Here is a 12,546-nt window from a genome sequence, read left to right on the forward strand (position 1 = left end):
TTCAATATCTTTTTCCCTTTTCCATACAAAAGGTGAGTTCTATTCATCAATAAACTCAGTTGTAATACATCAGAAAATTGATTCAAAATGGAAAAAAGATCAAAACAATTACTGCCCTTGTTCATTGCTATATTAATCGTATTAAGCCTCGGAAAACTCTCTGCACAAAACCGTCCAAAAGGGTTTCTGTCCATCACTACTTCAGGCTCCAATGTTATGCAAAGAAATGCTCATTCTGGTATTTTAAGCATCGATTATAATCATTACCTCTCCGACTCTTGGATGATTGGTGCTTCTTTTATTGGTGATTGGGAAAAAGAAAACGGTATTCATCAACCTTTCAAAGGTTCTATGGCTATTTATGGTACTTTTCTTTTTGGAAAGAGTAAACACTGGGGAATTGGCGGAGGATACGCCAAAGATATTATCAACGGAAACAACTTTAAGTTTGGCAATGATTATGTGGATGGTTTTATCATGTATTTCATTCCCATCAAAGGAATTGGTTATATCTGTCCAAGAGTAGGTTATGTGCATGATATTCAAGATCAAGAACAGAGTATTTCGGCAGGGTTGAGTTTTAGTATTCCGATTGGAAAGTAATGCTTTCTAAAACAAAAAAAGGTACTCCACTGTTAAAGTGAGAGTACCTCCTACAACATGTAACAAAATCGATCGGCAGAACCGATCTCTTTTGCAAAGTAAGTCTAATGTGTATTCTGAAATTTGATTATTAGTATTTTTTAGATTTGGTAATATGAAATAATAGTTTCGGGTGAAGCACGGGGTTAGTCAACTTATTGGCTGTCCAAAAACACCTAATAATGTTTTTATGATCACTTGCAGACTGCATATGAATCCACAAATTGTTCAAACTCATTTTTTTTGTAATACCTTGAATGTGGGAAGATCCAATTTGAGAAATCATGCCCTGAGGAAACATTTTCATAATATAGTTAGGTACCATATCCCCCTCCTTATATACGGTTGGAACAACACTATTCCATTTCTCATCTTTATAATAACCTAAAGAGTGGATAGCGTTTTGTGCTTTAAGTTCTTTTACAAGAGCTTCAGTAATATAATATTGATCATTAGATAAGATACATATTTCAATTCCTTTAGGAACTCTTGTAAACTTATCCTCCACATGATCATAGGCTCCAAAGACGATAAAATCACCTTCCTTAGATTGAAGGATATCACTTTCAATTAGTTGATCTGTTTTATCATCACCATATATTCTCTGTGACATCGTCATTAATAGTTTCCTTTTTGGTACGAATGCAAGTAAGAATATTCAATTCGGAAAAAAAACAACAATTGAGTGAATGGTACTATTTTTTTAGTAAATGGATTTTTTCTTGGGTTTTGGTAAAAAAGTATGCAATTTGAAAGGGAAAATAGGTAAGAAAAAAGCTCCTTCATTCTATCCCCTGAACGTAAAATCAATGGATTTTTTGAGTTGTATTCTTCTCCTGCTATAGAATATATATTCTATAAACTTATTACAAACTATTTTAATTTATTACTGACTATGTCTGAAAACTTAGTTGCTTCAAACGTCATTGAAGTAGAGCTTTACGCTGATGAAATCATCAAGAACTTCAACAACATGTACACTGAAACAGGTTCTCCTGTTCAACCTGTAGTAATTGATCCTTTTGTAAAAACGGATATCAGTGGTATCAAAAACATCAAATCTGGTGAAACCATCACTGTAAAACTTGCTCAAGAAACAGCGGATAAACTAAAAGCAAAGTTGATCTATTTACAAGTACAAAACCTTACTACTAACTCAAAAGATATTATGGGTAAAGTAGCATGGTCGAAGTATTTTGACTTTAAAGAACAACCTGCTAAAAAATTGACGACTGTTGCTCCAAATGGATGTATTTATTTTGAGCCAGATGATGATGGTGTTATCAATGCTCAAACTATCAAGTTTGATAAAGAAGAAGATGATATTTTAATCTCTTATTATGTTGTCCTTAAATTCAAATTAAAAGACAATTGTGGTGATGTTCAAAAGTATTATTGTATTATTGATCCTATTGGACAGATTAGTAGAGATCAAGGTACATGATCAAGTATAACAAAAAGCAAAGCAAAACATTGATTAACATTCTAAAAGTTTATTATTTAATCCTACTGATGTTTTTTTTATGCATTTTTAATCTATCGGCTGAGAATAAAAAATCAGCCAATAGATTAATCAAATATGTAGAAATTAACAAACAAAAACTTTCAATAGATTCAATAGCTATTTATTACTCCAGCATTGGATATAACCTAAATAATATTGAAGGACTTCAATACTTAGAAAAAGCTCTAGAAATTTCTAAAAGAACTGAAAACTTTAAACTACAATCTAAGGTTTTTGAAAACATGGGTAATATCCATAGAATCCTAGGAAACAAATCTAAAGCAATAGATTGTATACTAAAAGCCATTCAAATAAATAAAAAATTTCAAGATAATTATTTACAAGCACTTAATTATTCACAACTTGCTGGTATATATTATTCTGATAAGGATTACTCGGAAGCAATAAAGTATTACAAAGCGGCATTACAAACTTTTCCTGAAGATTTAAAAACAAGTTCTAAATCAATTTTATTAAACTATATGATGCTCGTTTTAAATACTGGCGACACATACAGAATATTAAAAAATTATGATAAATCAATAGATTCGTTTATAAGTGTTTTGACTTTAAATGAAGAAGCGGAAAAAAATGATATAATTTTTGGTTATGCATATGGAAACTTAGGCATGGCTCAAATGTCTTTAAATCAAAACAAGGACGCTGAGAAGAACCTCAAACTAGGTGTTCATTATTTAAAAAAAGTTGAAGACCACCTAACAGCTGAAATATTTAGAGTAGAGCTAGGCAAATTATATTTACAAAAAGGGCAAGAAGATAGAGCTGAAGATATTTTTCTTTTAGCTTATAGTCGCTTCAAAAAGTTACATGCTAAAGAGCAAATCAAGGAGATTACAGAATTACTAGCTTCTTTTTATGAAGAAAGGAATCAATTCAACAAGGCTTTACTGTACGAAAAGGAAAAAGCAATTTATAAAGACTCTTTAATCAATAAAGAATCAATAAAAAAAATTGAACACGCCAAGCATCAGATGGAACTCAATGAGATGGAACATCAAATGGAATTAATCAGGCAAGAAGCCACTTTCCGTTCTTATCTCTCTATTGCCATTGGAGCATTGGCTTTTGTATTAGTTGGCTTCTCTGTCTATTTCTATGTAGAATCCATAAAAAAGAAAAAAGTTAACATTATGCTTCGTCAGCAACGGGATATGATTGCTGAACGAGAAGAAGAAAAAGCACTACTTTTAAAAGAGTTAAACCATAGAGTAAAAAATAATTTACAAATGATTTCCAGTCTACTTAACCTTCAGAGTAGAAAACTAGGAGATCACCCTGCTGTTACAGCTATAGATTCTGGAAGATTTAGAGTAGAAGCTATGTCTTTAATCCATCAAAAGTTATATCAAAAAGATGTACATACTGAAATTGAAATAGATAATTATCTCAAAGATCTTGTACTCAACTTGATGTATAGTTTTCAGGCTTCATTCACTCCTATTTTCAATATAAAACCCGTTATGCTCCATATTGATAAAGCCATTCCACTGGGATTAATTATCAATGAATTTGTGACGAATGCCATGAAGTACGCTTATGAAGGAATAGAAGAACCTAAAATGTGGATAGATCTAAAGCAAATTGACTCCCAAATTATCGTTAAAGTCAAAGACAATGGGGTTGGTATTCTTAATGGAAAATCAAATGGAACCAACTTCGGGTTAAACTTAGTCGATTCTTTGGTAAAGCAATTAGATGGCAGGGTTTCTTATGAAACCGACAGGGGGACAGCATGCATTTTAATTATCAATAAGTAATATGAGTAATCTAATTAATATATTAATTATAGAAGATGAGATACTATTAGCGCAGGATTTACAGTTGCGATTAGAAAGTACTAATAACTATAAGACAACAATAGCACAGAGTTATGAAGAAGCCATAAAAATATTGGTTACTTCAAAAATTGATTTTTTAATTATTGATATCACATTAAAGGGAGATAAATCAGGGATTGACCTTGCTGAAAAAGTGAATGAAAAATTTCACCTTCCATTTATCTTTCTGACTTCACATGCAGATCAACAAACTTTCGACAAGGCTAAACTCGTAAAACCACACGCTTATCTATTAAAACCGTTCAATGACCGCATGATTAGCATGTCTATTGATTTGGCGCTTTCAAATTTCACAAGTAATGAAGAAGAAGAACAGGAGAAAGCAGTGGCTTCAGTAGAAGAAGAAAACGAAGTGCCACAAAAACCACTTTTTATCAAACAGGATAATGTTTTTAAAAAAGTAGATATTAAAGATATTGTCTATTTAGAGGCTGACAGTAATTATACAATAGTACATACTTTGGAGCATGATTATACTTATTCTCAAGTACTGAAAAAATTTCAAGAGAAACTTAGTCAGTCTTTTTTTTTAAGAATTCATAGAAGTTATATTATCAACACAGATTATGTCACTTCTTTTGAATACAACTCCATAACACTGAACAATAATCTTAAACTACCTGTTAGTAAACAAAATAAAGACGAAGTATTTAAGCGTTTTCAAACGATATAGCAATACCTCTTTCAACTAGAAAAGGCTATAATGTTTCTACATTATAGCCTTTATATCTCACAATATTCCTTCCGCTTAGAATGTCTCGTTCAAGCTTAAGAAAAGTCCTTTGGCACCATAATCACCCCAAGCATAATCTAGTGTGATATTGGTTCTTGATTTTTTATTCAACATACATCTCATACCTACACCATAACCGAAGTTATAGTTTTGGAAAAGATCAATATTGGCGTGATCGCTACTTGCAGTTGTAGCGTTAACAAATGCCACAGCTCCCAATAAATTCGGGTTCTTCTGAGTTCCAAAAAGATGAGCTCTGTATTCTAATTCAGTATAAACAATATTTTCTCCTCTGAATCTTCCTTGAGTGTAAGCTCTTCCTGATCTACCAAACTGATCCCAACCTAAAGCTGGCAGGTTCATATAAGGTGTTACTCCAGAAGTTACAAAGTTACCATACCCCCAAAATGCCAACATATGATTCGGCTGTAAACCAGATTTCTTTTTACCCAAAGCAAAATAATCTCTATACTCTAACCATAAAGAGCTTGAAGCAACAGTACTTCCCATCCATTCTGGGTTTACCCTGTAGGTTAACAAAGCATACCTCCCTTCATAAGGATTAGCGGCATTATCTCTACTGTCATACATCAAGTTGAAAGACAACCCAGAAAGAACATACTCCTCATCATTGATTCCATAATAATCAGAGTAAGCCTTATGACTTGAATAACCATGTTCTTCATAATAAGTGTCTTTAATATCATAATGGTAATCCATATGATAACCCACACCTGCATAAAAGTTTTTCTTCACTTTAAACAAAGCAGTCTCGTGGAATCTGAAGTATTTAAACTCCAATAATTGAGCATCATAACTAGGAGCAAAACCTTCTCCATAGCTTCCTGCTAATGATTTTTGATCAGCAGGGCCTGTTCCCAAACCAAAAGTAGGTTGAGAAGTATCAAACATTCTCCAGTCACCTAGAAGAATCATTTTATCCTCTGGAAGATAAATGTTGCTCTTATAAGTAAACATTAATTGATTCTTTGTTGAATAAGTCAATGTTCCTAGGGAAGTGGACATACGTGTAGTGGAAGGATCTCCCATAAACATGTTGAATGATCCTGCGAAACCATAAAGTACACCAAATGTTGGGTTTGATGCTACAACCGGCAGGGGCGCGGCATAAAGTTTTCCTTTTTTTGGTCCTTCGTCTTTAGTCTTTTCTTTTTTACCGTCTTTTAGTGAAGCAGTATTGGTAGTATCAGAAAAAGTAAATGCTTGAACACCATCAAAAATAAATAGGTTCAAGATAATAAATAAGGATAGTATTTTAGTTCTCATTTCTAATTAAATTCGTTGTGAATGAATTAGAAACAAATATATTTATTTAGTTTAATATCAACCATGTTTGATTAATAAATTAGTTTATACTTAAACATTATTAGGATATAACGCAAAAGTAAAGCTCACCTAAATCCTTAAGTGAGCTTACTATACTAGAATCATTTTCTCAGCACTATTACTACAAAACACCTGTTCTCATAAGAGTAGAATAAATCCCGTTTCAACTCGCCTTTTTTAGGACAAAGATTTATTAACAGTTGTAACAATGTTAGTACTTTCTTGCTTTCTGTGATAGTCTACTATTGTTATAAATACTAATTGTGTGTTTACTTCATAGATAGTTTCAGGTATTATAATTTCAATATTTTGTGGTTTTAGTTTTTAAAAAAGAGGGCTACTACTCAGAGTAGCCCCTTTCCATTTTTAATTGGTTAGTTTTAGCGACTCATTTCAATTAAATTACTGCTTTATCACTTATAATATCTTTCAGAATACAAATCGTATTTTAAATATCTTTTTATATTACTGAAGCGTTTCATTGTATTATATATATTTAAAGTATCTTCTAGTTTCTTATCTCGTAATCTGGATTAGAATCCTTATCAGGCAATTGTGTAAAGTTTACCTTCTCAGTATTATTAATACTATCTTTTTCTATTTGATATCCATTTATTGATGTATCATCAATTGGCGTAATACTTTCATCTTCAACATATTCGCATGAAGAAAGAATTAAAATAAATATGGATACTATACTAAAAAACTTTAACTTTAACATAATTGATGCTTCTAATGATAGTTACTTTGACTTACTTTCTATCTATTAGACTCGGTATTCTTGAAATGCCACCACTTAATTTCAAAAAAATGAAATTTTTTATTTTTTTAACATTTTGTTGTTTCTTATTTACTTCTGTAAATGCTCAAGATTATGATGACACTACTCTTGAAAAGAAGGCTTTTACTGCTTTCAATAATAAAGAGTATGATACCTCTATTCTATATTTTAAATTGATAGAAAAACATTCTAAAAGCATACAAAATAAGATCTACAGTCAACATGCATTAGGACATATATATGGTAAAGAAAAACTAGATTTACAGCAAGGAATCTACTGGCTAAAAAAAAATATAAATACAATTGAAGAGGATACAAGTAGAACTAAACACTTTACTTACTTACTATCTCTACAGTTAGTAAGTAACTACTTTCAATATTTAGGGAAGAGTGATTCAGCGGAGTTTTTTTTAAAAAAGGGATGTCATATCTACACAAACAATATAGAAAAATATAAAAAAAACTATTCTATATTGAACATCTTCAACACCTTCTTTTACAGAAGAAAAGAGTATAATCTAAGTAAAGAAATACTGAATACTTTAATTGAAAAAGATGTTAAAAACTATAGTATTCTAAGTAATTACCTCAGTCTTTGTATACAAATAAATGATACAGTTGGAATTAAAAATACTGTAGAAAAAATTAATCACTTAGATAATATTAGAGATGGCATTCATTTTTTTTACTTAGGTGAACTCGCCCTAAACGGAAATGAATTTGATAAAGCCATTCTATATTTTAATTCATTTATTAAACAATACAATTTCTTTTTTCAGAATGCTCAAAAATTTGATTTTGTATATAGCACTGACGAATTAAAGACTAGACACTATTATATTGCACGTACTTATCTTCAAATGTCTCAATGCTATAGAGGCCTCCAAAATGATAATAAATGGTTAGAATACCTTTTGAAGGCCAAAAAGGAAATTCAGAAAGGGTTAACCTTTCCTATTCAAGATATGAATGTGATGGCATCAGAAATCTATAGAGCTTTGGATATTTATCATCATGAACATGAAATACTTACATCGATCAATTATATTGATTCAGCTCAACAATTAATAGAAGATCAATTATTAGTTCATCAAAAAGACACCAATCAAGTATTATTAAACCAATTAATATTACAAAATTTTTACAAAGCTGAGTTCTCTGGTAATATTAAAGAACAAGAAAAATATTATTGGCAATCCTATTTAATGCTCAAAGAATTTGTTGGCAATCAGTATAATGATGATGACCAATTGTATCAATTCAAAAACTTGAAAGACATACAAAATCAATTAGTGATCTTCTTTACTCGATTATACAGACAGTCGGATGATAAAGAGGACCTCTATAAAGTCTTGGAAATTATTGAAAACTCTAAATCGAATATTCTTTATAAACGAAGTCAGGGACTAGAAAATCTCACTTTTGAGCAATATATCAATACCCCTAATATCGATAGTTTAAGAAATAAAATTAACAGTCCTCCACTACTGAGTAGTTTAGAAATTAAAAAATATTTTAAAGAGTATTATGATGGAAAATCATTTGTCTCTTATTACCCTATAAATGAGGGATTAATAATGGTGGGATATATAGATGGGGATTTCTTCCTGGAAACTAAATGTGTTCCTGATGATTGGAATAGTCTGATTAAAAGTGTCCACAAAGAACTTAGTGAGAGTAACTTATTTATTGATAGGTCTTTTAATCATCAATTACTTGAAATTGGTGAGTTTTTGGTACCTGAAAAATTAAAAAATGCCAAAGATAAAAGAGTTGTTTTTTCACCCTCTGGCAATTTGACATTTATTCCTTTTGAAATTCTTAAAACTAAAAAAGGATATTATTTAGAACAATGGGCTATTTCCTACAGTTTCTCACTGCATCATGAATACTCTATTCAAAGACCTATTGATGAAGATTATGCTCCAATAGAAATTCTAGGTGTCGCTCCATATAATAAAATCAACTTGCCTTTCTCTTTAGACGAGTTGAAAACTTTTACAGATAATATATTGAGTGATAAAGAAGCAAGTATGGAAAATACACTCAATAAGATTTATGATATTAATATTCTACACCTTGCTACACATACTACTATTAGTAAAACGGCAAAGGACTCGAATATTGAATTTTACCCTGGTGATGGCACTCAAAAGCATTCGTTGAGTTTCAATGAAGTAGCCAATAAAAATTTATCCCATTTACAGTTAGTATCTTTGAGTAGTTGTCACTCTGCAGACGGTCCATATATTGATGGAGAAGGGATCCTTAGTTTACAAAGGGCCTTTGCCTATGCGAGTGTACACTCCATACTAGCTAGTAAATGGGATGTAAATGATGAGGTTTCTTCTATTATAATGGCAAGTTTTTACGACTATATAAAACAAGGTTGGGAAAAGGATATTGCACTTCAAAAAGCTAAAAAGGACTTTTGGAGTGATAATCCTTCCCTTAAAATTAACCCTATCTACTGGGGCAACATTGTTTTATTTGGAGATTCTGACCCAATATCTTCAGCAAGCCTTCAAAAGACATTAATTGAATATCTTCCTTTTGAGTTTTAATAGATAAATATCATAAAGTAGATAATTATCAATTTGATCAAAATACAAATGCTCTTCGTCATTTTGTATTTTTCCCATTAATTGATCTACTTGTTCAAAATCTTCCAAACCTAAATTAGCGTTCAAAAGAAACCAATCTTTGTGATCTGAATCAGGTAGACCATTTAAAATTTCAACTGCCTCTTCATAGTTTTCTGAGTTGATTTGTTGCAATGCAACTTCCAAACGAGGTGGGTCTTTCTCGTTTTCTGACTGAGAACTCCTAGTGTAGTTAGTGTAACACTTCTCTTCAATAATTGACCTAGTATTTAACTGTACTAGATAAATCGAGAAAAAGGAGAAGAGAAGTATTGCAGCCGCCGAAGACCACCTCACGCTTAGTGTCACAAGGTTGTCTTTTTTCATCTGAGCTCTCACGCCTTTTACGTCTTGAGATATTTTCTCAATGTAAAGTCGTTCTTCTATTATTTTTTCTGACAACATACTTCGATATTTTTAGTTCTATTTATTAGACTCCAAATCCTTGATTTGTCACCATTTAAATGATTATTTTTTGTCAAGACACTCTGAGATATTATCTAATAAATCACTAATTTTCTCTGTTGAATTTTCTAATCCTTTGCGTAAATAATTGATACATCTACTCTTTTTATTTCTAATAAATTTCTCTGAAGTATACTTTCCTTTAAACTTCGTAAGTATCTCTTCATAAGTGAGTTGCTGAAAATAAAAGTAGGTTAATAGCCTTTGGCAATCTTCTCCAATTTTATTCAAAAGTTCTCTGAACCTGTGTTTCGTATCTAGGTCATCTCCTCCTGTCAAAGGTAGTTCATCAGTGAAGTCAACATCGTCTTCCTGTTTACCATCCACAGTGATATTATCATAAGATACATCATAACGATTTCTCTTTTTCAAAGTGGACAACCACATATTTTTTGAGATTGTAAATAGGTATGTTGAGATATGAGCTTCCCCTTTAAACTGATCTTTGTCAATACTCCAAATCACTTTTGCAATAGCATCTTGGAAGACATCTTCAGCATCTTCATTGGTCCCGTTTAACTTTAAAATCAAGACTTTTACCTTATCAAAATATAATTTATATAGTTCTCTAATCGTTTTCTCATAATTCTTTCGGTTTTTGATGTTTTCTATTATCTGCTTGGATGAATAGTTATTTTTTTTAATGAAAAACATAGTAAGGTTTTGTTGCCGCTAATCTAGAGGATATTACAAAAGCATTTAGGTTTATTTCCCTTTTAAGCATTTAATTATGCTCTCAGTCAAATTAGAGTATTAATTCATAAAAGGCAAAATTCTCCTAATTTTAAGTTGTAACTTTTAATACAAAAAAGTGATAATCAAATAAGAATATATTTAATTATCACTTTTCAAGGATATTTTTTAAACAAATGTTGATCTTCTAAAGATTCATTCTGTTGAAATAATCTATTGCAGCACTTCTCACTTTTGGTGCAAGTAATAATGCTCCTATCATCGTAGGAATTGCCATTGTTGCATATACTCCATCAATCAAATTAATAATTGCATCCAGCTTAATCACAGATCCAACAACAATCAACACTACGTAATAATAATTGAAATAATGCTTTTTATCAGCTCCAATCAAATAACCTAAACACTTCGTTCCATAATAAGAAAATGAAAATAAAGTAGTCAGTGCAAAGAATAGTACACAAAGTGATAAAATGATAGGGCCCATTATTGGGAACACAGCTTTAAATGCCTCCGTTGTCAACAATACACCATTCACATCTCCTGCTGCTGAATCGTAAACTCCAGAAGCCAAAATAGCTAATGCTGTCATTGTACAAACAACAATAGTATCTATAAATGGACCAATCATAGCTACTAATCCTTCACGAATAGGCTCTTCAGTTTTTGCAGCACCATGCATCATTGGGGCTGTACCAATTCCTGCCTCATTAGAAAAAGCGGCTCTTTTTGCTCCAATAATAATTACAGCTCCTAATACACCTCCTCCAACAGATTCAAACTGAAATGCTTCTGAAAAAATACTTGTTATGATTCCTGGAAGTTTTTCAATATTTAAACCAATCATGACCAACACTGATAAAACATAAACAACCACCATTACTGGCACTAATTTACCTGCTACCTTACCAATTCTTTCAATTCCTCCAAATATCACAAATGATACAACTACCATGATACAAACTCCAATAATAAAGTTCATCATATCAACGCTAGCCATAGATGATACACTTTCTGGTAAAACAACAGTTCTTATTACCTCTGTTAATTGATTGGCTTGAAACATGGGTGTTACACCTAAAAGTCCAGCAGCTGCAAAAAACATTGCAAGTGGCTTCCATTTAGTTCCTAAACCCTCTTCTATATAATACATTGGTCCACCTTCAGCATGTCCATGAGAATCATGCCCTCTATACATTACAGATAAAGTACAGGTGAAAAACTTAGTCGACATCCCTAATAATGCACTGATCCACATCCAAAACAATGCTCCTGGCCCTCCTGTTACTAATGCTACCGCTACTCCACTGATATTTCCCATACCAACAGTAGCTGCGATCGCTCCAGATAAAGCTTCATAATGATCTATATCTCCTTCAGCATCAGGATCATCAAATTTTCCTCTTAATACATCAATTGCATGTTTAAAATATCGAAAAGGTAAAAATCTCGAATAAATTGTAAAAAATAATCCGCCTCCCAAAAGCAAAATTAAGAGAGGTGTTCCCCATGCAGCCGAACTAAAATCTGCACAAAACGCTTCAAAACTTTTCATTTATGTTTAATTAATCTAGTATGAGTAACCAAAGTAGCATGGAAGTAGTATTCTACTTTATTGTGCTAATGTCTATATACTTATCGTAGTAATATGGCTTTCTTAAAATCGCAACCACAAGTATTCTAAGTACTTAAATAATTATTGTATTCGCAATTATATTATTAACTATTAGGAAGGGTTGAATAGAATATTATGCTTTGATATTGGATTGAAAAGTATAGACACAAAAAAAGGTTAGTCAACATCTTGTGTTAACTAACCTTCTGTATTTAATGAATGTGGCGCCGACTTACTCTCCCGGGGGTTAACCCAGTACCATCAG

At 31.6% G+C, this 12,546-nt stretch carries 10 protein-coding genes; 5 read left to right on the plus strand and 5 right to left on the minus strand.

Annotated elements, in window-relative coordinates; genetic code table 11:
- Window positions 1-87: 87 nt before the first annotated feature.
- Entirely contained in the window at window positions 88-603 is a 516-nt protein-coding gene (locus AVL50_RS24225; protein WP_062619305.1) for a hypothetical protein, read from the plus strand.
- Window positions 604-733: 130 nt separating this feature from the next.
- Here AVL50_RS24225 and AVL50_RS24230 read toward each other — a convergent pair whose 3' ends face one another.
- Window positions 734-1,255: a hypothetical protein gene (locus AVL50_RS24230; protein WP_062619307.1), complete on the minus strand. Its 522-nt coding sequence runs from the start codon at window positions 1,253-1,255 to the stop codon at window positions 734-736.
- Between the two features lie 282 nt (window positions 1,256-1,537).
- Here AVL50_RS24230 and AVL50_RS24235 point away from each other — a divergent pair, with 282 nt between their 5' ends.
- Genes AVL50_RS24235 through AVL50_RS24245 form a run of 3 tightly spaced genes read left to right on the plus strand, consistent with a single transcriptional unit; the run spans window position 1,538 to window position 4,678 of the window.
- Complete coding sequence (locus AVL50_RS24235; RefSeq protein ID WP_062619309.1) at window positions 1,538-2,086, plus strand: hypothetical protein; 549 nt, start codon at window positions 1,538-1,540, stop codon at window positions 2,084-2,086.
- Window positions 2,083-3,924 carry a histidine kinase dimerization/phosphoacceptor domain -containing protein gene (locus AVL50_RS24240; protein WP_062619311.1) on the plus strand — a complete coding sequence of 614 codons (1,842 nt, stop codon included), beginning with the start codon at window positions 2,083-2,085 and terminating at the stop codon, window positions 3,922-3,924. Before AVL50_RS24235 ends, AVL50_RS24240 begins: the two co-directional genes overlap by 4 nt.
- Before the next feature lies 1 nt (window position 3,925).
- Window positions 3,926-4,678 carry a LytTR family DNA-binding domain-containing protein gene (locus tag AVL50_RS24245; protein WP_062619313.1) on the plus strand — a complete coding sequence of 251 codons (753 nt, stop codon included), beginning with the start codon at window positions 3,926-3,928 and terminating at the stop codon, window positions 4,676-4,678.
- Between the two features lie 75 nt (window positions 4,679-4,753).
- Here AVL50_RS24245 and AVL50_RS24250 read toward each other — a convergent pair whose 3' ends face one another.
- Window positions 4,754-6,025 (minus strand): BamA/TamA family outer membrane protein, encoded by a 1,272-nt coding sequence (locus tag AVL50_RS24250; protein ID WP_062619315.1) that lies wholly within the window; start codon window positions 6,023-6,025, stop codon window positions 4,754-4,756.
- A gap of 870 nt (window positions 6,026-6,895) precedes the next feature.
- Here AVL50_RS24250 and AVL50_RS24260 point away from each other — a divergent pair.
- On the plus strand, window positions 6,896-9,430 hold the full coding sequence (locus AVL50_RS24260) for a CHAT domain-containing protein (RefSeq protein ID WP_172826915.1): 2,535 nt from the start codon (window positions 6,896-6,898) through the stop codon (window positions 9,428-9,430).
- On the opposite strand, the gene AVL50_RS24265 is transcribed toward AVL50_RS24260, so the two are convergent.
- The 3 genes from AVL50_RS24265 to AVL50_RS24275 form a co-directional block, all read right to left on the minus strand.
- Window positions 9,401-9,913 (minus strand): hypothetical protein, encoded by a 513-nt coding sequence (locus tag AVL50_RS24265; RefSeq protein ID WP_062619321.1) that lies wholly within the window; start codon window positions 9,911-9,913, stop codon window positions 9,401-9,403. The two genes, AVL50_RS24260 and AVL50_RS24265, sit on opposite strands and share 30 nt — an antisense overlap.
- A gap of 63 nt (window positions 9,914-9,976) precedes the next feature.
- Window positions 9,977-10,627, minus strand: coding sequence for an RNA polymerase sigma factor (locus AVL50_RS24270; RefSeq protein WP_062619322.1), 651 nt, complete (start codon window positions 10,625-10,627; stop codon window positions 9,977-9,979).
- A gap of 226 nt (window positions 10,628-10,853) precedes the next feature.
- The gene (locus AVL50_RS24275; protein WP_062619324.1) at window positions 10,854-12,221 is read right to left on the minus strand and encodes a sodium:alanine symporter family protein; all 1,368 of its coding nucleotides are present in this window, start codon (window positions 12,219-12,221) and stop codon (window positions 10,854-10,856) included.
- Window positions 12,222-12,546 lie beyond the last annotated feature (325 nt).

The organism is Flammeovirga sp. SJP92, from assembly GCF_001583495.1.
In the GTDB taxonomy this organism is placed as follows: Bacteria; Bacteroidota; Bacteroidia; order Cytophagales; family Flammeovirgaceae; genus Flammeovirga.

Bases quoted from the DNA above. Each gene is read 5' to 3' on its own strand.
- AVL50_RS24225 (WP_062619305.1), top strand. From the start codon at position 88: ATGGAAAAAAGATCAAAACAATTACTGCCCTTGTTCATTGCTATATTA.
- AVL50_RS24230 (WP_062619307.1), bottom strand. From the start codon at position 1,255: ATGTCACAGAGAATATATGGTGATGATAAAACAGATCAACTAATTGAA.
- AVL50_RS24235 (WP_062619309.1), top strand. From the start codon at position 1,538: ATGTCTGAAAACTTAGTTGCTTCAAACGTCATTGAAGTAGAGCTTTAC.
- AVL50_RS24240 (WP_062619311.1), top strand. From the start codon at position 2,083: ATGATCAAGTATAACAAAAAGCAAAGCAAAACATTGATTAACATTCTA.
- AVL50_RS24245 (WP_062619313.1), top strand. From the start codon at position 3,926: ATGAGTAATCTAATTAATATATTAATTATAGAAGATGAGATACTATTA.
- AVL50_RS24250 (WP_062619315.1), bottom strand. From the start codon at position 6,025: ATGAGAACTAAAATACTATCCTTATTTATTATCTTGAACCTATTTATT.
- AVL50_RS24260 (WP_172826915.1), top strand. From the start codon at position 6,896: ATGAAATTTTTTATTTTTTTAACATTTTGTTGTTTCTTATTTACTTCT.
- AVL50_RS24265 (WP_062619321.1), bottom strand. From the start codon at position 9,913: ATGTTGTCAGAAAAAATAATAGAAGAACGACTTTACATTGAGAAAATA.
- AVL50_RS24270 (WP_062619322.1), bottom strand. From the start codon at position 10,627: ATGTTTTTCATTAAAAAAAATAACTATTCATCCAAGCAGATAATAGAA.
- AVL50_RS24275 (WP_062619324.1), bottom strand. From the start codon at position 12,221: ATGAAAAGTTTTGAAGCGTTTTGTGCAGATTTTAGTTCGGCTGCATGG.